Annotated in this window: 22 protein-coding genes; 15 read left to right on the forward strand and 7 right to left on the reverse strand. The window is 61.4% G+C overall.

Annotation, left to right across the window (positions count from 1 at the left end; genetic code table 11):
• Nucleotides 1–2: 2 nt before the first annotated feature.
• Nucleotides 3–1,235, reverse strand: coding sequence for a YcaO-like family protein (locus tag NKH37_RS21795; protein WP_023716891.1), 1,233 nt, complete (start codon nt 1,233–1,235; stop codon nt 3–5).
• Complete coding sequence (locus NKH37_RS21800; RefSeq protein WP_031193359.1) at nt 1,232–4,258, reverse strand: ATP-binding protein; 3,027 nt, start codon at nt 4,256–4,258, stop codon at nt 1,232–1,234. The genes NKH37_RS21795 and NKH37_RS21800 overlap by 4 nt, the downstream gene beginning before the upstream one ends.
• A 650-nt stretch (nt 4,259–4,908) precedes the next feature.
• Between NKH37_RS21800 and fabI the strand changes: the two genes are divergently transcribed.
• Nucleotides 4,909–5,727, forward strand: a complete 819-nt coding sequence (gene fabI / locus NKH37_RS21805) for an enoyl-ACP reductase FabI (RefSeq protein ID WP_023716893.1) — start codon at nt 4,909–4,911, stop codon at nt 5,725–5,727.
• Nucleotides 5,728–5,758: 31 nt separating this feature from the next.
• A complete protein-coding gene (locus NKH37_RS21810) occupies nt 5,759–6,346 on the forward strand; it encodes a histidine phosphatase family protein (RefSeq protein WP_023716894.1) in 588 nt (195 codons plus the stop codon).
• Nucleotides 6,347–6,422: 76 nt separating this feature from the next.
• On the opposite strand, the gene NKH37_RS21815 is transcribed toward NKH37_RS21810, so the two are convergent.
• Nucleotides 6,423–7,325: an AfsR/SARP family transcriptional regulator gene (locus tag NKH37_RS21815; RefSeq protein ID WP_023716895.1), complete on the reverse strand. Its 903-nt coding sequence runs from the start codon at nt 7,323–7,325 to the stop codon at nt 6,423–6,425.
• A 371-nt stretch (nt 7,326–7,696) separates the two neighbouring features.
• On the opposite strand from NKH37_RS21815, the gene NKH37_RS21820 reads away from it, so the two are divergent.
• The 3 genes from NKH37_RS21820 (at nt 7,697) to NKH37_RS21830 (ending at nt 11,855) form a co-directional block, all read left to right on the forward strand.
• Entirely contained in the window at nt 7,697–8,407 is a 711-nt protein-coding gene (locus NKH37_RS21820) for an N-acetylmuramoyl-L-alanine amidase (RefSeq protein ID WP_023716896.1), read from the forward strand.
• Between the two features lie 169 nt (nt 8,408–8,576).
• Nucleotides 8,577–9,788 carry a YcaO-like family protein gene (locus NKH37_RS21825; protein ID WP_198030448.1) on the forward strand — a complete coding sequence of 404 codons (1,212 nt, stop codon included), beginning with the start codon at nt 8,577–8,579 and terminating at the stop codon, nt 9,786–9,788.
• Nucleotides 9,789–9,812: 24 nt separating this feature from the next.
• A complete protein-coding gene (locus NKH37_RS21830; protein WP_353041338.1) occupies nt 9,813–11,855 on the forward strand; it encodes an AfsR/SARP family transcriptional regulator in 2,043 nt (680 codons plus the stop codon).
• Nucleotides 11,856–11,877: 22 nt separating this feature from the next.
• Here the strand turns inward: NKH37_RS21830 and NKH37_RS21835 are convergent, their stop codons facing one another.
• The gene (locus NKH37_RS21835) at nt 11,878–12,345 is read right to left on the reverse strand and encodes a hypothetical protein (RefSeq protein WP_031193363.1); all 468 of its coding nucleotides are present in this window, start codon (nt 12,343–12,345) and stop codon (nt 11,878–11,880) included.
• Between the two features lie 214 nt (nt 12,346–12,559).
• On the opposite strand from NKH37_RS21835, the gene NKH37_RS21840 reads away from it, so the two are divergent.
• Nucleotides 12,560–14,227 (forward strand): hypothetical protein, encoded by a 1,668-nt coding sequence (locus tag NKH37_RS21840; protein ID WP_156948000.1) that lies wholly within the window; start codon nt 12,560–12,562, stop codon nt 14,225–14,227.
• 86 nt (nt 14,228–14,313) lie between these two features.
• Here the strand turns inward: NKH37_RS21840 and NKH37_RS21845 are convergent, their stop codons facing one another.
• Complete coding sequence (locus tag NKH37_RS21845) at nt 14,314–14,577, reverse strand: DUF1344 domain-containing protein (protein WP_023716902.1); 264 nt, start codon at nt 14,575–14,577, stop codon at nt 14,314–14,316.
• A gap of 276 nt (nt 14,578–14,853) precedes the next feature.
• Between NKH37_RS21845 and aroC the strand changes: the two genes are divergently transcribed.
• Both aroC and ribB read left to right on the forward strand, forming a co-directional pair.
• Nucleotides 14,854–15,963, forward strand: coding sequence for a chorismate synthase (gene aroC / locus NKH37_RS21850; protein WP_352483721.1), 1,110 nt, complete (start codon nt 14,854–14,856; stop codon nt 15,961–15,963).
• A gap of 90 nt (nt 15,964–16,053) precedes the next feature.
• Entirely contained in the window at nt 16,054–17,154 is a 1,101-nt protein-coding gene (gene ribB, locus NKH37_RS21855; protein WP_023716904.1) for a 3,4-dihydroxy-2-butanone-4-phosphate synthase, read from the forward strand.
• Nucleotides 17,155–17,213: 59 nt separating this feature from the next.
• Here ribB and NKH37_RS21860 read toward each other — a convergent pair whose 3' ends face one another.
• Nucleotides 17,214–18,437 (reverse strand): MFS transporter, encoded by a 1,224-nt coding sequence (locus tag NKH37_RS21860; protein WP_352483719.1) that lies wholly within the window; start codon nt 18,435–18,437, stop codon nt 17,214–17,216.
• A gap of 118 nt (nt 18,438–18,555) precedes the next feature.
• On the opposite strand from NKH37_RS21860, the gene NKH37_RS21865 reads away from it, so the two are divergent.
• The 7 genes from NKH37_RS21865 to NKH37_RS21895 all read left to right on the forward strand — a co-directional run bounded on the left by NKH37_RS21865 (nt 18,556) and on the right by NKH37_RS21895 (nt 24,321).
• On the forward strand, nt 18,556–19,209 hold the full coding sequence (locus NKH37_RS21865) for a TetR/AcrR family transcriptional regulator (protein WP_023716905.1): 654 nt from the start codon (nt 18,556–18,558) through the stop codon (nt 19,207–19,209).
• 131 nt (nt 19,210–19,340) lie between these two features.
• On the forward strand, nt 19,341–20,267 hold the full coding sequence (locus NKH37_RS21870) for a histone deacetylase family protein (RefSeq protein WP_023716906.1): 927 nt from the start codon (nt 19,341–19,343) through the stop codon (nt 20,265–20,267).
• 3 nt (nt 20,268–20,270) lie between these two features.
• The gene (locus tag NKH37_RS21875) at nt 20,271–20,522 is read left to right on the forward strand and encodes an exodeoxyribonuclease VII small subunit (protein WP_023716907.1); all 252 of its coding nucleotides are present in this window, start codon (nt 20,271–20,273) and stop codon (nt 20,520–20,522) included.
• A gap of 107 nt (nt 20,523–20,629) precedes the next feature.
• The gene (locus NKH37_RS21880; protein ID WP_023716908.1) at nt 20,630–20,896 is read left to right on the forward strand and encodes a DUF2277 domain-containing protein; all 267 of its coding nucleotides are present in this window, start codon (nt 20,630–20,632) and stop codon (nt 20,894–20,896) included.
• A 9-nt stretch (nt 20,897–20,905) separates the two neighbouring features.
• A complete protein-coding gene (locus NKH37_RS21885; protein ID WP_023716909.1) occupies nt 20,906–21,826 on the forward strand; it encodes a pirin family protein in 921 nt (306 codons plus the stop codon).
• Between the two features lie 81 nt (nt 21,827–21,907).
• Entirely contained in the window at nt 21,908–23,821 is a 1,914-nt protein-coding gene (dxs, locus tag NKH37_RS21890; protein WP_023716910.1) for a 1-deoxy-D-xylulose-5-phosphate synthase, read from the forward strand.
• Nucleotides 23,822–24,027: 206 nt separating this feature from the next.
• Nucleotides 24,028–24,321, forward strand: a complete 294-nt coding sequence (locus NKH37_RS21895; protein ID WP_023716911.1) for a hypothetical protein — start codon at nt 24,028–24,030, stop codon at nt 24,319–24,321.
• Between the two features lie 3 nt (nt 24,322–24,324).
• Here the strand turns inward: NKH37_RS21895 and NKH37_RS21900 are convergent, their stop codons facing one another.
• Nucleotides 24,325–24,726: a GFA family protein gene (locus tag NKH37_RS21900; RefSeq protein ID WP_352494381.1), complete on the reverse strand. Its 402-nt coding sequence runs from the start codon at nt 24,724–24,726 to the stop codon at nt 24,325–24,327.
• Between the last annotated feature and the right edge of the window lie 25 nt (nt 24,727–24,751).

Consider the following 24,751-nt stretch of genomic DNA (forward strand, 5'->3'; position numbering starts at 1 on the left):
CCCTATCCTCTGATGAGGTCTTTGAGCGGAGGGGCGACGAGACGGACAATCTCGATATCGGGATCCGTGCTGCTATGGAGCGGCACGACAAGGGCCGCCTGCGCTCCGGCGCGCCTTAGCGATTTGAGAACGGCGTCGAGCTTGCTGGCGCCTGAGGTCGGTCCGACGCTATCGGCGGGAAGCGTGGTGGCGTTCCCTGGCACCCGGAACGAGCGTCGACGCGTGTCCAGGTCCACTCGGTCGTACCACTCGGGATAAGCGGCACGTGTAATATCTTCACGGGCACCGGCGAGCGCGGTTACCCGGGCCTGTGCCGCCTCCATCAGTGCCTTGGCCAAGGCGCCATCATGGGTAAAGTCGCACGCAAACCCCTCGCCCGGCAGCGGCGCAATCTCCTGATGCGCTTCCGATTCCATTACGGCGCAGCGAAAGACCGGCAAATCATGATCGCCTGGGACGAGCCATATTCCGGCAACGAGATCCGCGGCTGCGAGGCTTGCCAGAATTCGCGACGAACGCGGACCGCCAATACGGGCGGGGTCGATACGAATTTCCGGAAAGGAACGTGGATACCGCTTGGCTCCTGCGATGCTCGCGCGCTCGATGATTTCTAGCGCTGCATGGGTGATCGCGGAAACTAGCGTTTGCCCGGCGGCGAGTCCGCGCGTGGATCGGGGAAACGCCACGGGATGCGGGGACGGAAGCGTGTAGATGGTATCGACCAGGGGGAGAGGAACTGGCAGCACCCGGCCGGTGAAAATATCATAACCGTCGGTCCACTGGAGTTGCAGTTGATCCCAGCCGGCGTCGAAGTCATGGACTCGGCAGCCGGCATAGAGGGCCCGAATCTCTTCTCCCAGAACGCGCGCGCTTGCGATCCTGATGCGCTCATGCGAGACCTGCTCCGCTGCCCATCCTTCGAGCGCTTCCATCAGTGCCCCGGCCGCTGCCTCTATGAGGGTTTCACCCTTGCCCTGGGAGACAGCGTTGGAGAGCGACAATGGCCGCACGGCTTGAGCAACCGCCACGCCGGCGCGATCAAGGCGGGTCAACGATCCGATCCGCGTTATGCCAAAACGTCTCCGGACGGAGAAAAGCCCGCGGGCGAGCTTCTCGGTGGCTGCGGAGTCTGTGCACTGGGCATCGCCAAGGGCGGAGAGTTCGCGGTCGAGCCTAAGACCGATCTCATTCGCAGGAATGGCAAGCGCCTGCGCAAAGCCGGTGTCGGACTTCACAGCCGGAGCCGATCGAGGTCCAGCCGCACGCGTGACGCCAGGGGTGCGGCCCGCTGTTCGGTGCTGACTTCGAGCGCTCGACGAAGGTCGGCCATCACCGCCTCCTGCGATTCGCCAAGGGTATGACGGAGCACACCGCGCTGCCGTAGCAACTCAGCAAGCCAGAACACTTGCCCACTGCTGGTCGAAGCCGCGATGATGCTATCCAGTATCGACAAGGCCTCGTCGTTGCGTCCAGCGCGTTCTAACAACTCCGAACGCATGCCCTCAAAAACGGGGGCACCCTCGTAGGTCGCGATCTCGCGCCAGCGTGTCAACTCGGTTTCGAATGCCACTACGCCAGCTGCCGCGTCCCCGCTCATACCCTGCGCCCAGGCACGGAACAGCGCCGCCTTGGCGAGTACACCCGGCGTTGCCCGCCCGAGTTCTCCGATCCTTTCGGAGACCGCAATCACACCGGGATGGTCGTTTCGATATCGTTTCAGCTCGATCTCGAACTCCAGTGCATGCAACATGCTGTTCGGATGATTGATGTGCTCGGCCCATCGTTTGGCAGCGATTATACTTTCGGAAGCCCCATTGTCGTCGCCTACGAACCACAGGGAGAACGCACGTTCGCCCAGGCCGCAGACCTTGGCGTCATGACCTCCGTAACGGCCGCGGTTGAAACATGCGCGATCCTCGTCGTAAAGAACGAGACCCTGCTCGACGCATTTTAGGCAGTGCGAATGCAGCCCGGCATCAATGTTGGTCGCCCATGCGCAATGCAGCGACTGAAGCCGGACCTCAGGATCTGCAGAGCCTTCAAGGTCCTGCACGAGGATGTCGGATCTTGCGCGCTGTGTCTGGTAGTCGGGCGCAGTGAACCACCAACCCCAGTAAAGCGGGAACCATTCTGCACGATCCCGATCCTTAACCGTGGCGCACAGCGATACGCCGCGCTCATAGATCGCACGCGCTTGCTTGCTGCCTCTACCGAAAAGCGCTGCAACGACCGGCCCGCGAACTGTGAGGAGGCGAAGCAGCTGCTCATTCGACTCGGCATTCCTGCCGGCCTGAGCGAGTTGTTTCTCAGCGAAATCCAGCAGGTTTTCTGCCTCCTGCATTGCTGACCGAACATCGCAAGCCTCTGCCGCCTGAATAGCGTGGCGCGCCGCCTGCACAGGCTGTCCGGCCTGCCCGAAATGCCATGCCATCGTCTCGTCGGAGAGCGGCGGAACAACACCTGATTGAATGAGATTTACAACGCTTGTGTGGATTTCCTGCCGCTCGGATTTCAGGAGGCTTTCGTAGGCCGCTTCCTGGATCAGCACGTGGCGGAAGCGAATTTCCATACCGCCAGACTTCCGACGGACAATCCCGGCTTGGACAAGACCTTCGATTGCTTCGTCCAGAGGTATGGCAAGAGGCCCAAGTTCAAGCACACAAGCCAGCAGTTTCCGTCGGAACTGTCGCCCTAGGACGCTTGCGATTTGGGCGACACGTCTCAATGGCCCCAAGCTGGCGAGGCGGGCTGCGAGAAGATCCCGGAGATCCAGAATGCTATCCGCACGAAGCAACGCCTCCAATCCGGCCCGATCTGGCAAGCCAGCCTTCGCTCGTTCACGGATCCAAAGCGCCAGCTGTTCGGCAAACAGGGGCACGCCATCGCTCTTCTCGTAGATAAAGGCGACCAGTTCATCTGGTGGCGAATAATCCTCCCAGATCGTGCTGAGCAGCTCCGCGGTAGCTTGAGCAGTCAGGCCAGACAAGGCGACGGCAAGCACGTTTGGATCGCCGAAACCGTCCGGCGCGATAGCCTCGCGCGACGTTACTGCGGCAAGAATCGGCCGTGTTTCGATCCACCGGCTCAGCTTGGCGACAAGTGCTTTGGTGAGCGTGTCTGCCCAGTGAACGTCCTCGATTATCAGGAGGAGCGGTCCAAGAACGGACGGCGACGTCAGAAGTGACAGCATGGCCTCGACAACACGCGCCCTGATCTCCTCGTTCGAGAGATCGACCTGCCAGGCTTGGCCAGCGCCCCCCTCCGTCTCGCCCGCGACAAGGAATGTGATGATCTCGGCATTCAACGCGCCAAGTTCCGAGCCATGTGACCGCAGGTAGCGCGTGACCGCATCCCGATCCGGGTCGGCGTTGCCGGTCGCGTCTGCGATTGCCTTTCTGAGAGGTTCTAGAAACGGGTGCAGCGGTTCCGAATTGCCGCGCGGCTGACATTGAAACACCAGGGTCCGCACACCCTTAGCGGCAAGATCACGGCGGAACTCGGCGATCAGCCGGGATTTTCCGATCCCGGGGTCGCCATGGAGAAGAATGAACTGGCCATTGCCGTTTGCGGCTCTAACCCAACGCCGGCCACACAATTCAAGCTCGTCTTCGCGACCGATTAGCGGCGCGGAAACGCGCCGATACGCTGTGAAGCGGTCGAACTGCTGCCGGCGAGTTAATGGCCGCCACAAAAGTACCGGTTCGCCAAATCCTTTCAGGTGCCTTGGACCGATCTCCTCGAATTCGAACGCGCCCATGGTAAGCCGATAGGTGGCTTCTGCGACAGCAACACTGTTCGGCGCTGCTTCGGACTGGATGCGCGCAGCCAGTGCCGGCGCGACGCCAATAATCTCGGTGGCGCCCGGAAGGTTCGTTTTCGAAGCGTCAGCGATGACGACCACACCTGTGGTGATGCCGACCCTTACCTTGAGGCTGGATTCGGACTGTCTCGCCAGTTTCTCGCACCACTCGACAATTTCGATTGCCGACGCGACCGCACATTCGGCGGCATCTTCCCTGGACTCGGGAAAGCCGAAATAGGCGCAGCCGCCGTCGCCATGAACCCGCTCGAGGTAGCCATTGTAGTCGCTGATCAATGCAGCCGCTCCATTGTGGAGCGAACGTTGCATAGCGCCGAATTCTTCGGGGTCCAGCTGATTTAGCAGAGTGGTCGAACCAACAATGTCATAGTACAGCGCGGTCACATGCCTGCGCTCCCCTGCAAGCGACCCGGTCTGAACTCGTTCCCTGGTGGTCATCGGACGTCCTGCAACACGCTGAGAGAGCCACGCGGCTTTCTCGGATGTTATCGAAGCTCCATCGTGAGCACTAAGGCTTAGAATAGTCCCATTGGCAACGGCATAATGGGTTCCTAGCCCACCCGTCTGCTATCCGTTCGCAATCCAGTCGTGATCATCAACGCGGGCTTTCAGTTCGCTGCAACGACAGGAATGGGGTGCCTCTAGCCTAACAGGAGTGTCGGCTGGAGGAGCGCGCGTGCGGTCCACGTTTGGCGCAATCACGTCTCCAGCGCGCTCACTGGCAACGTCCGCTTCCGGGATAGGGCCGCGTCTCCGGAATGTCTTAGATTAGGCGCAAACCGGTCGTCCACAGCTCAAATCATGAAGTCGGCTTGGGGTCATGAGCGTGACTTCGGCCGCTGGCCAACGAAACTTCCGCCAAAGGGTCATCTTCCGCCGTGCCACACGGACACCAAGTGTCGTATTTTTTCACTGGCCCACGACCGCAAGGTCAAAGCGCTACAGCGTCCTTTGCACGTCCAAAGGACGCGCGGCACTGCTGAGCAACCGCTTTGTCCCCCGAACTGTCCGCTTTGAACGCTTGAAGGGGCACTGTGGCTGTGCGATAGGCACTCCACAAAGTAGAGAACCTTGCGGAGAGCGCTGACATGGCGGGTGGACGGGGCCTTATGGCCGGCAAGCGCGGCCTTATCCTTGGCATCGCCAACAATCGCTCGATCGCTTACGGCATCGCCAAGGCCTGTGTCGACCATGGCGCCGAGATCGCGCTGACCTATCAGGGCGAGGCGTTCAAGAAACGCGTCGAGCCGCTTGCCGCGGAACTGGGCGCGCATGTCGCCGGCCATTGCGACGTGACCGACCCGGCCAGCCTTGATGCGGTGTTCGCCGATATCGACAGCCATTGGGGCAAGCTCGATTTCCTCGTCCACGCCATCGCCTTTTCCGACAAGGACGAGCTGACCGGCCGCTATGTCGAGACGACGCGCGACAATTTCCTGCGCACCATGGATATTTCGGTCTATTCCTTCACCACCATCGCCAAACGTGCCGAGGCGCTGATGACCGACGGCGGCTCGCTGCTGACGCTGACCTATTACGGCGCGGAAAAGGTGATGCCGCACTACAACGTCATGGGTGTCGCCAAGGCGGCACTCGAAGCCAGCGTGCGCTATCTGGCCGTCGATCTCGGCGCCAAGAAGATCCGTGTCAACGCGATCTCCGCCGGCCCGATCAAGACGCTTGCCGCATCCGGCATCGGCGATTTCCGCTACATCCTGAAGTGGAACGAATACAATTCCCCGTTGAAGCAGACGGTGACGCAGGAGGAGGTTGGCGATTCCGGCGTCTATTTCCTGTCCGACCTTTCGCGCGGTGTCACCGGCGAGATCCATCATGTCGATTCCGGCTATCATGTCGTCGGCATGAAGGCGGTCGACGCGCCGGATATTTCTACCGTCAAGGACTGACGCCGCCGCCTGACCTCTTCCGGAAGACCTGATGTACCCGCTCGTCTATATCGTGCGCCACGGCCAGACGGCGTGGAACGCCGAGGCCCGGCTGCAGGGGCAGGCCGATACCGACCTCAACGAGCTTGGCCGCGAGCAGGCTAGCCGCAACGGGCGTAGGCTGGCCGAACTCATCGACAAGCCCGAAGATTTCGACTTTGTCGCCAGCCCGATGCGGCGCACGCGCGAGACGATGGAGCGCCTGCGCGCGGCGATGAAGCTCGATCCGCACGCCTATCGTACCGAGCCGCTACTCGTAGAATTGAGCTTTGGCGACTGGCAGGGTTTCACCTTTGCCGAACTCGAGGCGAACGATCCCGGTTCGACCAGGCACCGCCGCCTCGATAAATGGAATTTCCAGCCGCCCGGCGAGGGCGCCGAAAGCTATCAGATGCTGCTCGAACGGGTGAAGCCGTGGTTCGACGCGCTCGATCGCCAGACGGTCTGCGTGACCCATGGTGGCGTCATGCGCGCGCTGTTCCGCTTCGTGCTGGGGATGTCCGAACAAGATGCGGTCAGCATGGAAGTGCCGCAGGACCGCCTGCTCAGGCTGGACGGCTGGCGCCTGGAGTGGCTTTAGTCGTGAGCTTTCGAGAGATTGAAGCAGAATGCGATCTCGCGCTGAATCGGCGACAGAGGCGCGTAGGCGAAGTTGATCACGCCGGGATCGTCGCTGGCCTGAGAACCGGGACAAACCGTTCTCGACCGGCCCTGACATATTGCCCAACAGGTCCGGTCTCACGCGCAAGGCGCGCGAAGAGCAACTGGATGAGGGCACGCAGCTCAGGCGAAGGTGTGCTACCGCATGATGCGCGAAGTGTCCGCTCGTAGCAGGAGTAATCCTCGATCGCGCCAGCAACATCGTCTTGGGCGATGTCGCCCTGAATGAGCGCCTTGTAGATTCTCACAGAGTCGGGGTAAAAATCGAGCGCCCGCAAATAGATAGTCCGGGCTTTCCCAGGATCGTTGCGAGCCTCGCAGTGCTTGCCGATGCGGATCGCGAGTTCGATCACGTCGCGGCGCACGCGTTCAGCGGCCGGCAAGCACCAGGCGGCAATACGCTCGTGCAGAAAGAGAGGCCCCGGGAACAGGAGGAAGAGCCGCTCCAGCTCCGGTTCAGTCACGGCATTCGAGGCCAGAGCCCGTTTGAGGCGCGCCTCCCAATCGGCCAAATCCACCCAAACCCTGTCTGCGGCGAGGCGCAGCTTGCCCTCCCTCTGAATCACCAGGTCCGTCTGGCCGAGCAATTTGCGCAGACGGTGGAGCGCCTGATCGCAGGCAGCCTTCGCCTGGTCGCCGTCAAGGTCGGGCCAGAGCCAGTCCTGCAGGCCTTCGAGCGGGCAGACTTGGCCCTGGGAGATGGCCAAGGCACGAAGAATGTCGAGGGCCCGCGTCGGTGGCTTGGCGCCAAGGTCCAGTGCCGAACCGTCACGTTCAAGCCGGAACCCGCCGAGAACATACACCTTGATCGGCCAAGACAAGCTTGCCGGACGCCGCAGGGACGCAGCCAGCTGGTGGTTGCGGGTCATGGACCGGCAAAACTCGAACTGAGCATTCATCTGCTATCTCCCCACTGGCGTGCCGGATTCGCGAGCGTTCCAATCCGGACGCAGCACGATCGTCTGGGTCGGCGAGACATGCCGGATCCTCGGGTGTTGCGGCGGTTCCGGTAGCCAAAAGTGACGGTTGGCCACAACACGATGATGTTTACGAGTTCATCCACGGCATCGCTCCTCACCAAGGGATCGGGAGAACATCGGGTTCGCCTCCAGATCGGGATATGCACCGATTTGAACCGGGTCGTCGTAAGTTGCTCGTGAGCAGCACGTGATTGGCAGTCGACGCGCGGCAGACGGCTGCGAGCGGGGGAATCACGCTGCCTTCACGCGTGGCGCAGACAAAGGTGGTCTCGACCCTGGGATAACGGACGATGAACGATCCGAGATTTTTTCTCTTTGATTTGCCAAGGTCGGGACGACCTGCACCATTCAGAATTCCGGAGGAATATTATCCCGGCGTACGGGATCACTGGTATAATGCGACGTCCCGTCGAGCGGTCGATCCGATCGAAGGAATCAGGGCGCTGGTCATCCACGCGGCGGCAGGGCTAAGTTCGGCGGGCGCCATGTCCGTCATGAAAGCGCACAGGGCCAGTTGGCATTGGCTGATTCCTGGCACGGACGAAGAGCCGCATGGCAAGTTCGCATGGGCCTGTGTGCCGGAGGCAAGCGCCGCCCTCCACGTGCGAGACCATCGGTCGTATCCTGCGGTGAACGCTGGCCAGGCCAAAGTCGATGACTGGAGCCTCGCAATCCAGATAGTCAATTCGCGGAGCCGCGATGTCGTGGAGCCATTCTCGGACTGGCAGGTGGAGATTGCCGCTGAAATCGTGCGCTACTGTTGGGCGAAGTACCCAAATTTGAAACACATCGCATCGCATGCCTTGCTGGACCCTGATCGATGCAGCGATCCAGGTGCCCACTTTCCGTGGAAACGGTTCCGCGATCTCGTGCTCGACGGTGCCGGCGACACCTACCCAGCTCTGCGTACCCCCGCTGGGGTGCCGATGGAATTGCTGCCCGCCCTGCACGATGTCGCCACCTGCTGCGCGGGCTGGGATTTGCTGCCTGTGGACGACTAATCGGGCCGCACCGCCCACCGATCGCCCGTGTTGCGCATTAGACCTGCACGCGCGAAGATGCCACATCGTCTGTCGAGGCAAGCAGCCGGTTATCCGGCGCCCGGTTGGCCGATATGGTTGGCAAGCCTGCAACGGGCATTCTGCTGGGGCGCTCAGCGATGGAGGGCACGTGGCCACGGTTGCTTCGGGTTCGCTTGAAACTCCACACGAGCTCGATCCGATATCACGAGAAAATCGGATAGCGATCGCGCGGTTGGCGACGAAGCTTCGTCTTATTACTCGACTGCCTCATCCGGACGCACCTGGTGCCGCGATATATGTGGCGCAAGCGCATCCCCATGAACACGGCGAGGAGTTCCGCGACTTTCAGCCTGTCGGAGTCGCGGGCTGCGATTGGCGTTCCGAGCGGGCATTCGAAGCCTGCATCGGCGAAGCAGCCGAATATCTTTCCCAGCTCGAGTACCCGGAGGACCGAAATCCTGGGGCCGAAACGGCCGGTCGGCGCATTGATGCCTTCGATCACTATCTTGCCGGCGTCACCGAAACCGGAGGCGAGCGCCTGTGGCTAGCCGGGCATCAGGTCGGCTCATCGGAACCGGTGGCTTTGCCGGGCGAACTTTGCGTCCGCCGCGCAAGCGGCAATGGTGTTTTGCCGTACAGGCTCGGTAACGGCGTCGCGGCGGGAAGAACCCTTATAGAGGCGGCAAACCGTGCAATATGGGAACTAGTCGAGCGCGATGCCGTCGCGAGATGGTGGCACGGCGACCAGGTGGCGCATGCGATTGGCGAAGATGTATTGCGGGATAGCGGACTCCCGGACCTGCTCTCCCGATACCGGTCGGGAAAGACGACCCGGACGTGTGGCTGGGTCGATATCCGCGCAGCTGTTGACATTCCGGTCATCGCTGCCTTTTCGTTTTCTCGTGACGGGAGCGATTTCGCTTGCGGTTTCGCAGCACGGCCAAACATGGCCGATGCTGTCCACGCCGCAACGAAAGAGATGGTGCAGATGGAAATCGGACATCATCTGGTACGAGCCAAGCAACAGGTGCACGGTTTCGAGAAGCTCAATCAGGATGACCTCGCCTATATTGCGCGAAGCCAGCGGGTCACCCCCGATCATCCAAAGCTTAAAGCTGCTCCCGTCGGCTCGAAGAGTTCGTCCTTAGAAGGCAGCGACGAATTACTCCTCCTCGACTATACGCGCCAGGCACTCCTCCGTGCTGACTGTACGGCCTTTATCGTGGACCTGACGCGCGATCGCATTGGCATTCCGGTCGCCCGCGCTCTTGCCACAGGCCTGCAGCAGATTCCCCCAGGCGACGTGTTGCAATTCGACTCCGTGGGTAGGTGCATCAACTTCAACATTCCGGTACTGTAAGGCGTTTGCTGTAATCAGAGTCCCATGGACCAATATAGCCGGGCAGCATCGCGGAGCAGTGAAACGCCAAGCTTCCGTATTGAGACGCTTGGCATCTTCCGTATGTATCATGGCGCCGTGAATTGCACCTTCAAGAGCCGTAAGGCACAGGCGCTCTTTGCCTACCTCGCATTTTGCAAGAACATGATTGAAAGCCGGGAGCGCCTCGCCGGCCTTTTGTGGGGCGAAAACAGTGAGGAAGCCGCGCGCACCTCCCTGCGTCAGCTAATCAGTGGGATAAAGAAGGACACGAAGCAGTTTCCAATACAGATATTCGACTGCGATCGGAACAATGTTTGGTTGCAGCCGATCCATGTATCAAGCGACGCGGCGACCCACATCGCCGATCTCGAACAGAATATCGTGCCCGAAGTGATGATCACGCAGAAGCGGCTGTTCGGGGGCTTTCTCGTCAATTTGAGGGACATTGATCCCAGCTTCGATATGTGGCTCTCGGTCCAGCGCGAATATCTCCACGACAGGGCCGTTAAGCTCCTCCAGGACCAGGCCCGGCGCGAGCAGAACGATGCCAAGCGGGAGAGGTTCGCCACCGCCATCCACAATCTGGACCCGACGCATGAGGAAGCCTGCCGTATCCTCATGCAGTGCCGTGCCTCACGTGGCGACACGGCGGGAGCGCTTCGCATCTACAACGACCTGTGGGAATTGCTCGGCACCGACTATGACATGGAGCCGTCACCGCAAACCCAGGCGCTGGTTGCGGAGATAAAGACGGCGGAACCTCTTCCCGCGCCTCCCAGCCACGTCCCGCAACTCGCCCCCGCTGTTCCGGCAGCAGCGCAGCTGTTCGACGGTGTAGGAATCGCCGCTCAGGCGCGCGCTGAACCCCCACTGATCCTGGTTCATCCATTCTTGCACGAGGCGGTTCATGCCATCCGTATCAATGGCTTCCGCCACGAATTGATCGCAGCCATGACACGGTTCCGGGACTGGTCGGTGAGGGAGCATTCGGCCTCCGACGATGCTCTCCCGCCAAGCGGCCGCAAGGTCTATGACTTGCTTGCCACTGCAACCGGCGAGGACGGTGAATTGCACATCGCCGTGCTGCTGCGTCGCAGGTCTGACGGCCACTACATGTGGAGCGAGAACTCGGAGATCGAGATCGGCAACTGGCATCGCGCCAGACTGCAGATCGTCCGGCACCTGGCCGCAGCGCTCGATGTTCAGATCTCGGCAGAGCGTTTGAGCACGACGGCGGGCCTCGCCGATATGGATCTCGACATCTACGACCGCTGGCTACGTGGTAATGAGCTTCTTTCGCGGTGGCGTCCGGCCGACGAGAGCCGGTCCGAGGGGATATTCCGGTCGATCATACGGAATGCTCCCGATTTCGCGCCCGCTCATGCCAGTCTGGCGCAGATCCTCAACAGCAGACATCTCATCTTCCCCGGCCTCATGCGGGATAGAAAGCGGGAACAGGAGGCCCTCAAACTTGCAAACATGGCTTCCAAGCTCGCGCCGATGGATAGCCGGACCAAGCTCACTCTGGCCTGGTCCTATCTTATGAACGAAAAGTACGAGCAAGCGATCTATTGCTATGGGCTGACGCTCAAAATGAACGACAACGATCCTTGGACGCTGATCTCATGTGCGCAGGGCCTTGCCTATTGCGGCGAGAAGGCGCTCGCAGACGAGATCGCACAAAGGGCGCTGCGGGTAGGATATGGCGCCGAACCCGTTCATTGGGCCTACCACGCCTGTATTCGCTTTCTCTTCGGCAACAGCGAGGGCGCGGTGGAAGCAGCCGATCTTGCCGAGGATGCGACCTTCTTTGTCGGCGGCTTGAAAGCGGCGGCGCTGGCCGAGCTTGGCTTGAAAGAGGCGGCTCTTGAAGAGGCGGCAGCGTTCTTCCGCCGTACCGCGGACAACTGGCATGGCGACGGTCCTGCTTCGCCGAAAGCCACGCTCGAATGGTTCTGGCAATGCCTCCCGATCCGCCTGATGGCGGACCGGGAGAGGCTACATTCAGGAATTCTGGCGACCGGGTTGCTCGACCTGGCTGGTTAGCGTTCCACCCACCGTTTTTCGCTCACCGGCAGCCACGCATCGTATAGTCGGCAACCCGCGCATAGAAAAAGCGCAACTGAGTGATCACGCGCTTGTCCTCGTCGCGTCCGCCCGGCTCGAAATCCTTGTAAAGCGCCGGAAGCGGATAGACGTCGTCTTCAACATTAGCTTTGACGATCTGCTCCGACTCCGTTACCTGGCCCTTCGGTGGCAACCGCAGGAGAAACTCGTAGTTACCTTCGATATGGTCGTCGCCCCGTACCACCGTGAGCGTCTTGAAGACGTCCGGTATCGTCAGGAGGTCCTTAAACGCCTCCCGCAACTCATCGATGGTTGTGGGCCAAGAGTCTCTGTCTTGCTGCGCCCATTCGACCAACTTCTTCCCGACAGCCTCGTAATCCTTGAAGATGGCACCTGTCTCGTCGCCATGTCTACCGAACTGAATCGGCGGGTATTTTCGATCTGGTGAACCGATATCTGGTCCCGGCATGCTTCCCTCCTTTGGTAGCGTCTTCACGCACGGGCAGTAGACCGCTAACGTCAAATACCCGCAAGGGCGATTAACTCACATCGTCAGCGTGAAAGCTTCGTGAAAATTTCACGTGACACCGCCAGAAGACAAAATCGGCTTCACGTTTTAACATATCTCCTTTCCGCTAATCGGGGCTCAAGACGGTATTAAGCTTTTTGAGGGGATGGTCGGCATGAACGATATTGGTCGTCTGGGTTTTGCTTGGAGACGACTTTCTCGCCAACTGTGGTCAGTCCGGCTCGCGCCGGTTCGTGGAGTGCTGGTCGGGCTTGCGGTGTTGTTGTCTTCCGCAGGTGCGCCCGATGCCGGCGAAGGTAAGGCGCCGCTTCAAGACCATCCGGAGCGGCGTGGCTTGGGTGTCAAGTTGGCGGGAAAAAGCTCGACGAATACTGAAGCGACACCTGGGCGCGACGCTGGCGCCGCTCCCACCATCGAGTGGGGACGGTCGCTTTTCGTGCGAAAGGCGGCCCTTCTGAACAAAATTTCCTTCACCGCCGTGATGGACCAACTCGTGGCGTCGAGCGGGGGCAAGATCGCCGACCGAAACGAGCTGTTCCGGAACTGGTGGAAAACGGCTGCTGGCGACGAATGCGAAGAACTGCGGCCGAAGCAGCCGAATGGTGGCCCGCCGTTTTCCTACGACTGTTCGCGAGCCGAAGGGATGCTCAAGGACAAGGATCCCTACAAGGAGTTCGGCGTTGGCAAAACTCCATTCATCATCATTGCCGCCGTGAATCGGGTCGATCTGCTGCGTGATTCGCTTGGCGGCGATTGCGGCGAGTTTCGCATCATAGCGGGAAAGCATCCGGATTGGGAAAATCCGGCTGCTCCCGATCGAATCCACGGCGAGATGCTGATCGCCTTCGAGGCAGTCATGCCCAATGGGGGGAAGCCGGAGCGCTGCATGGCAATCCAGAAGTTCTGGCTATCCCTTTCGGAAAAGCGGTTCTCGGACGAGGAAGTCGCGATTTGGCTGCGCAGGTTTTTCCTGGAGGGAATAACGCTCGCGGAGGACGGCAGCGTTGTTGACGGCGATGCGGTCGGTCCGACGACGTTTCAGCTGCCTCCGGCCATGCATGTCGACCATCTCGGCGCGTCGGAATCAAGCACCGGTCAGATCCGGACGAACTCGAAGCTACATGGGGGACAATGGGGGCTCCGTGAGTACCGTTTCGACAAGCCTTCGATGCGCCTGCTTCCCACGCGTACAACAGGTTCCCCTGAGCCCACTCTTTTTTCCAAAAATTCCCCGGACCCCGAAGCAACGAACAAGCTCGTTGAGCTAGTGGCAAAGTCTATTCGCACCGATGGTTCTGCGCCTGGTCCTCTGCTTGATTCCAACATTAACAGCTTCCATTTGTTGCCAAGCCTGCCCGAGCACCTGCTCGCGGCGGAAATGAACGCTGAAGATCGTTCACTCGGCGACTACGCGAAAATACTCGACGCTGAAGGACATCCCGACCTCATTGGTGAGATCGAAGGTGGTGCTACGAGAACTCTGACAGCGGAACAAATCCGAAAGCGGATTCAGTCCCTCTCCTGCGCGGGTTGCCATCAGTTTTCCAGAACGGGCAACGGCGGCTTCACCGACGACTTCAAACGCGAGGTCTGTTGGCAAATTTCCTTCGAGAACAAACACGTCACCACCGAATCAACGGATGGTGAGTACGAAATATCGGATGCTTTGAAGTTCGTCTTTCTACCGCATCGGGAATTTGTAATGCGGAAGTACCTGGCGGGAAAATATATAAAAGGAGTGTACTGGCCGGGAAACGATCCGAAGAAGGAAGACATGAGCAACGATGCGCAAGCAGCCTCGATTGGTCTGCCCCACTGCTAGAAAACCATCTGCTATCACGCGGAATGAATCCCGTTGGATATCTGTGCGGCTCCCCACGCATCGCGTAAGAAGCTTCGCAAAAGACTCTACTCGGTCGATCCGGTGTCCGGCAGTTCCATGTCGGTGACGACGTTCTCGCCATTCGTCACGTCATACGCGAGGACGATGTCCATGCCCGGTTTCAGCGCATCGAGATCGGTTTCGGCGTTCAGCTTGTAGGACTTGCCGTCGTCCAGCGTCAGCGTCAGCGCGTCCTTGTCGACCTTCTTGATCAGGCCTTCGGTCTGGCCGGCGAAGGCGGCGGTGGAAATCAACAGCGTGGCGGCAACAGCGCCAATCAGGATACGCATCATCGTCCTCTTTAATCATTGCCGGTACAGCGGCTCGGTCCAACGGAACGGAACTGAGCAGAAACCAATCGAATGTGTCAAAACTAAATCCGCCGGATCACAGTTTGACCACTGTGGAAAACGCCAATAAAAGGCAAGCTGCAGCGCCGCGTCCTCCTGGGCGCGCAACGAACGCTGTAGCACTTTTGATTTTTTTGCGCATGATCCTTTCCGAAAATCGCGCCGATTTTCGAGGTCATGCGCTAGGCCGGCTCCGACGCCGGCAGGGCTGGTTCCATGTCGCACAACACGTTCGGCCATCTCTTCCGCGTCACCACCTGGGGCGAAAGCCACGGGCCGGCGCTGGGCTGTGTCGTCGATGGCTGTCCGCCCGGCATCCGCTTCACTCGCGACGAGATCCAGGCCGAACTTGACAAGCGTCGCCCCGGCCAGTCACGTTTTGTGACCCAGCGTCGCGAACCTGACGAGGTCAAGGTCCTGTCCGGCTTTATTGTCGATGAGGACGGGGAGACGATGATCACCACCGGCACGCCGGTGTCGATGCTGATCGAGAATGTCGACCAGCGCTCCAAGGACTATGGCGACATCGCCCGCCAGTTCCGGCCGGGCCATGCCGACTACACTTACGAGGTCAAATACGGCCTGCGCGATTACCGCGGCGGCGGTCGCTCCTCGGCGCGTGAGACTGCGGCGCGAGTGGCGGCCGGGGCGCTTGCCCGCAAAATCGTGCCAGGCATGGTGGTGCGCGGCGCGCTAGTGTCGATGGGCGAAAGATCGATCGATCGCGCCAACTGGAACTGGAATTTCGTCGGTGACGCCGAAAACCCGTTCTTCACTCCCGATCCGGCGTCGGTCGCCGTCTTCACCAAATATCTGGACGGTATCCGCAAGGCGGGCTCCTCGGTCGGTGCGGTCATCGAGATCGTCGCCGACGGCGTGCCGGCGGGGCTTGGCGCGCCGATCTATGCCAAGCTCGACCAGGACATCGCCTCCGGCCTGATGTCTATCAACGCCGTCAAGGGCGTCGAGATCGGCAACGGTTTCGAGGCCGCCCGCATCACCGGCGAGGAGAATGCCGACGAGATGCGCATGGGCAATGACGGCAAACCGGTCTTCCTGTCCAACAATGCCGGTGGCATCCTCGGTGGCATCTCGACCGGCCAGGCGATCGTCGCGCGTTTCGCCGTCAAGCCGACCTCGTCGATCCTGACGCCGCGAAAGTCGATCGACAAGGACGGCAACGACGTCGAGATCATGACCAAGGGCCGGCACGATCCATGCGTCGGCATCCGCGCCGTGCCGATCGGCGAGGCGATGGTTGCCTGCGCCATTGCCGATCATTATCTGCGGCATCGGGGACAGACAGGGAGGGGAGTAGGGGAGTAGGGGAGTATGTTGGTGCACGCCAAGCAGCCAATTTTTTCCTTTTCCCTACTGCCGTACTGCCCTACTCCCCTGCGAGTGAAACGAGCGCTTATGCCTTACGACCAGAAGAAGATCGTTGAAGCCCTGCGCGCCTTCGAGCGCGGCGAGATCGTCGTCGTCATGGACGATGACGGGCGCGAGAACGAGGGCGACCTGATCGTCGCCGCCGTCCATTGCACGCCGGAAAAGATGGCGTTCATCGTCCGCAACACGTCAGGCATCGTCTGCACGCCGATGCCGCGCGAGGAAGCCAAGCGGCTCAACCTGTCGCCGATGGTGGCCGACAATGATTCTGCCCACACCACTGCCTTTACCGTCAGCGTCGACTTCAAGCACGGCACCACGACTGGCATTTCGGCGGACGACCGCACGCTGACGGTGCGCAATCTCGCCAATGGCAATGTCGGCGCGTCCGATTTCGTGCGCCCCGGCCACATCTTTCCGCTGATCGCGCGCGAGGGCGGCGTACTGATGCGTTCGGGCCATACCGAAGCCGCTGTCGACCTTTGCAAGCTCGCCGGCCTGCCGCCGGTCGGCGTCATTTCCGAGCTGGTCAACGATGACGGCACCGTGATGCGCGGCCCGCAGGTGCAGGCCTTCGCCGAAAAGCACGGGTTGAAGCAGATCTCGGTTGCCGACCTCATCGCCTACCGGCAACGCAAGGAAACGCTGGTCGAACGCGTCGCCTGTTCCGACATCGAGACGCCCGGCGGCAAGGCGCAGGTCTTTACCTATACGCTGCCCTGGGATTCCATGCATCACGTGGCGGTCGTCTTCGGCGATATCCGCGACGGCGTCGAGGTGCCGGTGCGCCTTCATTCCGAGGACGTGGTGAGTGACGTCTTCGGCACCAGCCACAGGCTGGACGCCATCATGAAGGCGATGGGTGAGCGCAAGCGCGGCGTCATCGTCTATCTGCGCGAAGGGTCGGTCGGCGTCGCCCATCAGGAGCGCAAGCGGCCGGCTGCCGGCGACCGCGAGGACCATGAAGAGGCGCGCCGGCGCGAGAACGAATGGCGCGAGATCGGCCTCGGCGCGCAAATCCTCAAGGATCTCGGCATTTCCTCGATCAATCTGATCGCCTCGCGCGAGCGCCATTATGTCGGCCTCGAAGGTTTTGGCATCCACATCGCCAAGACCGAGATTCTTTAGACCGTTCTCACGATGCTGGTATGCGTCCGGCCCCCGCCTCGGGCCGGACGCACCGGAAGCTATTCCGCAGCGACCGCAGCAGCGTCGCAGGCTGCAATGTCGCAATCTGGCGCGGCAAGGCTGCGCTGGCCGGCAAGCACGATGACCAATGCGATTGTGCCCGACGCCACCGATACCCAGAATCCGTTCTGCGCGCCGAAAGCGTCCACCACCCAGCCGGCGGCGAATGAGCCGAGCGCCATGCCGATGCCAATGCCGGTCATCACCCAGGTCACGCCTTCGGTCAGCACCGCCTCGGGCACGCGCCGCTCGATCAGACCGAATGCCGTGATGAAGGTCGGCGAGATCGCCACGCCGCTGACGAAGACGGCCAGTGCCAGCAGCGGCACGGTGTCGGCGACGAGCAGCGGCAGCGTGGTAAGCGCAATGATGGCGATTGCGATGGCAAGTTGAATTTGCAGCGGCACTTTCAGGTTCAGGGCGCCGATAATGATGCCGACGACGAACGATCCGAGCGCGTAGACGCCGATAACGAAGCTGGCGGCGCCCGGCTGGCCAAGCTCCTTGGTGATCGCCACCGTGCTCACCTCAGTGGTTGCAAAGGTCGCGCCAATGAAGATCAGGGCCAAGGTGAGGATCTGGACAGGCCGCAGGCGGATTGCCGAACCGCCCGAACCATGTTCCACCGGTCTGGCTCGCGGTTCGGTCGAACGCTGCAGGATGAAAGCCGTCGAACCGAGGGCGAGGAACAATGTGCTCGCGAGCACTCCCGCTTCCGGGAAAAGCGCGACGCTCAGCCCCACCGACAGCGATGCCCCGGCGATGTAGACCAGTTCGTCCGCCGCCGATTCAAAGGCGAACGCGGTGTTCAGCTCGGGACGGTTGCGGAAGATCTCAGTCCAGCGCGCGCGCACCATTGCCGGGATGCTGGGCATGACAGCAGCCAGCAGCGACGACACGAACAGCGTCCATATCGGCCAATGCTGATTGGCCGCCGCAATCAGGATCGCGAAAGCGAGCGTGGAAATCACGGTGGTCGGCACCACAATCCGCGTCTGGCCGAGGCGATCCACCAGTCGCGATACCTGTGGCGCGACGAAAGCGTTGGCAAGCGCATATGTCGCGGAGACAGCGCCGGCCAGCCAGTATTCGCCATCAGTCTGTGACAGCATCGCAACGATCCCGATCGGAGCCATGGCCATCGGCAGCCGGGCAACGAACCCGGCTGCGGCGAAGCCTATGGCGCCAGGCGCGCGAAAGATCTGGGTATAGGGATTTTGCATGGTCTGGCTCCTCGACAACGAACGGTTCGACGATTACATACGTAACGTATGAGTTTAAATAGATCATACGCCGCGTATGTCAATTGGCGTACGAAGCGTATGTTAATAGGGCCAGAGCATGCACAGACCACGCAAGGAGATGATTGCCGAGACCCGCGCCAAGCTGATTGCCGCGGCACGCCAGGCCTTCGGGACGCTCGGCTATGCCGAAGCCTCGATGGATGATTTCACGGCATCGGCCGGGCTGACGCGCGGTGCGCTCTATCATCACTTCGGCGACAAGAAGGGCCTTCTCCAGGCGGTCATCGCCGAGATCGACGCCGAAATGTCGGCCCGGCTGAAGGTCGTTTCGGCCAAGCCGGACAATCTCTGGCAGGGCTTTGTCGACGAATGCACCGCCTATATTGAGATGGCGCTGGAGCCGGAGATCCAGCGTATTGTGCTTCGCGACGGCCCGGCGGTGCTCGGCGATCCATCGCAATGGCCAAGCCAGAGCACATGCATCCGCTCGATGACGGAGAGCCTGCAAAGACTGAGCGACGAGGGGACCATTCTTGCCGTCGATCCCGAAGCCGCGGCAAGGCTGGTCAGCGGCGCCTCGTTGCATGCGGCGCAGTGGATCGCAAATTCGAACGATCCCGAAGCGACGTCGAAGAAGGCAGTGAAGGCGTTCAAGGTTCTTCTGGAAGGGCTGCTCAATCTCACCGGCAGGCTGCACCAGCCTGATCGACTATCGTCGATGCACCCCGAGATTGACCAGTCACCGGCCTGAGGTTGTTCTTTCCAGCAATCTGGCGGCTCGCGCTGGAACCAGCCGGCCCCGCCCGCTTAAACCCTGTTGAACATCACACCAGCGAGACGCTAAAACATGGCCAAAGCGTCGAGGCGCGCCTATATCGGGGCATGGTCACGAGACTTTACACCCATCCGATTTTCCTCGAACACATAACCCCGCCCGGTCACCCGGAGCGGCCGGACCGTTTGCGCGCCATAGAGCGTGTGCTTGACGACGAGGCCTTCGCGGCGCTCGATCGCGTCCAGGCGCCGGAAGGCGACGAGGCAACCATCCTTTACGCGCATCCGCCCGAATTCGTCGAACGTGTCCGCACAGCGATACCGGACACCGGCATCGCCCGTATCGACGCCGATACCACCGCCAGCCCAAAGAGCTGGCAGGCGGCCGTGACTGCGATCGGGGCTGCCAACGCTGCTGTTGACGACGTCTTCACCGGCCGTGCCGACAATGTCTTCGTCGCCGCACGGCCGCCTGGCCATCATGCCGAAAAGACCACCTCCATGGGTTTTTGCCTGTTCAACACCGCGGCGATCGCCGCACGCTACGCGCAGAAGAACCATGGCGCCGACCGCGTTGCCGTCGTCGACTGGGATGTGCATCATGGCAACGGCACGCAGGACATCTTCTGGGACGATCCGTCGGTGCTCTATTGCTCGACGCACCAGATGCCGCTTTACCCCGGCACCGGGGCCGTGAGCGAAACCGGCGCCGGCAACATCGTCAACGCGCCGCTGGCGCCGCAGAGCGGCAGCGATGTTTTCCGCGACGCCTTTCTGTCGCGCATCCTGCCGGCGCTCGACAATTTTGCGCCCGATCTTATCATCATCTCCGCCGGTTTCGACGCCCACCACCGCGATCCGCTGGCCGAGATCAACCTGACCGAGGATGATTTCGACTGGGCGACCGGTCAGTTGCTCGAACGCGCCGGGCGCCTTAGCGGCAATCGGGTCGTCAGCCTGCTCGAGGGCGGCTACGATCTGCAGGGATTGGCATTTTCAGTCGCCGCCCATGTCGGGCGACTGATGAAGGGATAGACGATGGCTGGTGAGATCAACGAGGACGTCAAGGCGATGAGCTTCGAGCAGGCGCTCGACGCGCTAGAGAGGATCGTCGACGATCTGGAGCGCGGCGACGTGCCGCTCGACCAGTCGATCCGCATCTACGAGCGCGGCGAGGCGCTGAAGGCGCATTGCGACCGGCTGTTGAAGGCGGCCGAGGACAAGGTCGAGAAAATCAGGCTGTCGCGTGACGGCAAGCCGGTGGGGACAGAGCCGTTGGACGCGGATTGAGGCGGCCTCGAACGACGATTGTGCTTGCCGGCTTTGGACATCACCATGATTGAGGATAAAACTCATCCCGTTTGAAACGGCTCCAGGACGAGAGGAGATTGCGAACGATGTGCAGAAACATCAAAACCCTGTTCAATTTCGATCCGCCGGCAACCAATGACGAGGTCCGCGATGCCGCACTTCAGTTTGTCCGCAAGCTGAGCGGAACGACGCGACCGTCAAAACAGAACCAGCATGCGTTCGACCATGCCGTCGAGGCCATTGCCGCCTCGGCGCGCGAATTGCTCGACAGCCTCGAGACGACGCAGCATCCGCGCAATCGCGAAGAGGTGGCGGCCAAGGCGAAGGCCAAATCTGCACTTCGCTTCGCCTGAGGGGACCGCGTGAGCTTCTTTCCCGGAAACGATCCGCAGATGGGCGATGCCTTCGCCAGCGATCAGATCGAGCTGATGGTCATTCCGAACGCCAAGGATATTGGCGGATTTCAGGTTCGCCGCGCCTTGCCGACGGCCAGGCGCCGGCTGGTCGGACCTTTCATCTTCTTCGATCGTATGGGTCCGGCAGTTCTTCGGGCCGGCCAGGCGCTCGACGTCCGTCCGCATCCGCATATCGGACTGTCGACGGTGACTTACCTGTTCGACGGCAAGATCAGGCACCGTGATTCGCTCGGCACCGAGATGGTGATCCAGCCCGGCGACGTGAATCTGATGACCGCCGGCCGCGGCATCGTCCATTCGGAGCGCACGCCAGAAGAACTGCGCGGCGCGCCGATGTCGGTTTCCGGCCTGCAGACATGGTTGGCGCTGCCGGACGGCAAGGAGGAGGTCGCGCCGATCTTCGAAAACACCGCGGCGCTGCGCCTGCCCGAAATCGATGCCGAGGGGGTCAGCGGCCATATCGTCATCGGTGCGTTTTCCGGAATGCGCTCCCCGGTCGCGACCGCTTCGGACACACTGTACGCCGATCTCAGGCTGGCGCCGGGTGCCAGCGTGAAGATCCCGGCCGATGCCGAGGAGCGCGCCATCTATACGCTGGAAGGCGAGGTTTCGATATCCGGTGACCGCTTCCCGGCCGAGCGGCTGCTGGTTTTCCGGCCCGGCGATGAGATCGTTGTTTTATCGGAGAGCGGCGCCCATTTCATGCTGTTTGGCGGCGCTTCGCTCGGTTCGAAACGTTATATCTGGTGGAATTTCGTATCGTCCTCAAAGGAACGCATCGAACAGGCGAAAGAAGAATGGAAGACGGGCCGCTTCGATATCATTCCCGGAGACGAGCAAGAGTTCATCCCGCTGCCCGAAAGCTGATGCGCGTTACCGCCACATTTACATTCGCCGGCCAGCGGCATATTTCACGATGAACAGAAAATCTGACCAGGCTCGCAAACAGTGAACGCAAAGCCCGATACGCCGCTTCTCGACAAGGTCCGCGTCCCAGCCGATTTGCGCACGCTTGCCGAAGGCGACCTGCCGCAGCTGGCTTCCGAGCTTCGCGCCGAACTGATCGACGTCGTCTCCCACACCGGCGGGCATCTCGGCGCCGGCCTTGGCGTGGTCGAGTTGACCGTCGCGCTGCACTACGTCTTCAACACGCCGGACGATCGGCTGATCTGGGACGTCGGCCACCAGGCCTATCCGCACAAGATCCTGACCGGCCGCCGCGACCGCATCCGCACGCTGCGGCAGGAGGGGGGGCTGTCCGGTTTCACCCGTCGCGTCGAGAGCGAATACGATCCGTTCGGCGCAGCCCACTCCTCGACCTCGATTTCAGCCGGCCTCGGCATGGCGATGGCGCGCGATCTGTCCGATGGCCGCAACAATGTCATTGCCGTCATCGGCGACGGCGCCATGTCGGCCGGCATGGCTTATGAGGCGATGAACAATGCCGGCGCACTCGATGCCCGGCTAATCGTCATCTTGAACGACAACGATATGTCGATCGCTCCACCGACCGGCGCAATGAGCGCCTATCTGGCCCGTCTGGCGTCTGGCAAGACCTATCTGGGGTTGCGCGATTTCGGCAAGAAGCTGACGTCCTATCTCGGCGAGCGCGCCGATCGCGCCATCAAGCGGGCGGTCGAGCACGCGCGCGGCTACGTCACCGGCGGCACGCTGTTCGAGGAAATGGGTTTCTACCACATCGGCCCAATCGACGGCCACAACCTCGAGCACCTGATCCCGGTGCTGAAGAACGTCCGCGACAATGCCGACGGCCCGGTGCTGATCCACGTCGTGACCCAGAAGGGCAAGGGCTACGCCCCGGCCGAGGCGGCCGCCGACAAATATCACGGCGTCAACAAATTCGACGTCATTACCGGCGCCCAGGCCAAGGCGCCCGCCAACGCGCCGAGCTACACCAAGGTGTTTGCCGACAGTCTGATCCAGGAGGCCCGAGAGGACGACCGCATCGTCGCCATCACCGCCGCCATGCCGAACGGCACCGGGCTTGACCTCTTCGGCGAAGCGTTTCCGGCGAGGACCTTCGACGTCGGCATTGCCGAGCAGCATGCGGTGACCTTCGCCGCCGGCCTTGCCACGGAAGGCTTCAAGCCTTTTGCGGCGATCTACTCGACCTTCCTGCAGCGCGCCTACGACCAGGTCGTCCACGACGTGGCGATCCAGAAATTGCCGGTGCGCTTTCCGATCGACCGCGCCGGCTTCGTCGGCGCCGATGGTGCCACCCATTGCGGCGCTTTCGACACCACCTTCCTGGCGACGCTGCCCGGTTTCGTCGTCATGGCGGCGGCCGATGAGGCCGAGCTGCGCCACATGGTACGCACCGCTGCAAGCTACGATGACGGCCCGATCGCCTTCCGCTATCCGCGCGGCAACGGCGTTGGCGTCGAGATGCCGCAGCGCGGCTCGGTATTGGAGATCGGCAAGGGCCGGATCGTCAGGGAAGGCACCAAGGTTGCGCTGCTTTCCTTCGGCACCAGGCTGCAGGATTGCCTGGCCGCGGCCGAGGAGCTTGGCGCGGCGGGGCTTTCGACCACGGTCGCCGATGCCCGTTTTGCCAAGCCGCTCGACGAGGATCTGATCCGGCGGCTGGCCCGTTCGCACGAGATACTGGTGACGGTGGAAGAGGGCGCGGTCGGCGGCTTCGCCAGCCATGTGCTGCAGTTCCTGGCCCACGAAGGGCTGCTGGAGAGCGGCCTGAAGGTGCGCCCGCTGGTGCTGCCCGACACTTTCGTCGACCATGCCAAGCCGGAAAAGATGTATGCCGATGCCGGGCTGGACAGCGCCGGCATCGTGCGCACAGTGTTCGTGGCGTTGGGGCATACCGCGCAGGCCCAGCGCGCCTAGTTGTTTCCGCGTTTCTGCAACGCCAAAAGATTCTGCTTGGCTGCAAATGCCAGTCTGAATCAAAATCTCAACTGCTTGAATCAAATTACCGGCGAACAGTCGTAAGATACTGTTTACGCTGCCATTTGGCGATTTGCTTACCGTGTCCTTTGGCCGTTTTTCAACGCCGCCCTGCTAGAAAGCGACCGGCAGGGGAAAGAAGACCAATGAGATCGCTTTTGGGCGGCATCGCGCTAACGGCCATCTTCGCCGCGTCGGCCGTGGCCGAAACGCGCTACGACCGCAAACTCGAAGAGGCGGTGATGGGCATCGTCGCCGGCAAGATCGGCCAAATCCGTGGCGGCTTCTCCTACAAGGAGGCGCCGCAATTCGTCGTCGTGCCAGATACCTTGCCGAAGGCGTCCATTTCCGTTGACCGGCCGCGCCCGCAGGTGTCCGGCGACAGCAGCGACGGTCTGACGCCGGCCGTTGAACGGCGGGTTTCGCGGACCATATTCTAGAAACTAGAACCACATATCCCGCACACAGCGACCATCCCTCGGCAAATCCTCGAATGTGTCGAGACCGTCGAAATGATCGATCGGGAGGTCGGCGACAGCCTCCGGCGGCGCAAGCCTCATATTGACGGCGATGCGGTGGCGACCGGCGGTATCGGCACGCAATCCGCGCCAGGCCAGGACGCAAGCGCACGTTGGACAGAAGAGAATCTCAAGCGAAGGGTGAGCCCTTCCAACGCGCGTATAGGCACTCACGGGCCCCGCAAGGCGGATGCGTTCGTCGACATAGTCATACGCCCAGAGCGTGCCGTAACGACGGCAAAGCGTACAGTTGCAGGCAGTGATCGAACCGGGATCGCCCTCCAGGGTCCAGTGGGCTGCGCCGCAGTGGCAGGTTCCCGTCAGCATGTTCCTCCTCCACGTTTCGACGGCT

It is taken from the genome of Mesorhizobium sp. M1217 (genome assembly GCF_040318275.1).
GTDB lineage: Bacteria > Pseudomonadota > Alphaproteobacteria > Rhizobiales > Rhizobiaceae > Mesorhizobium.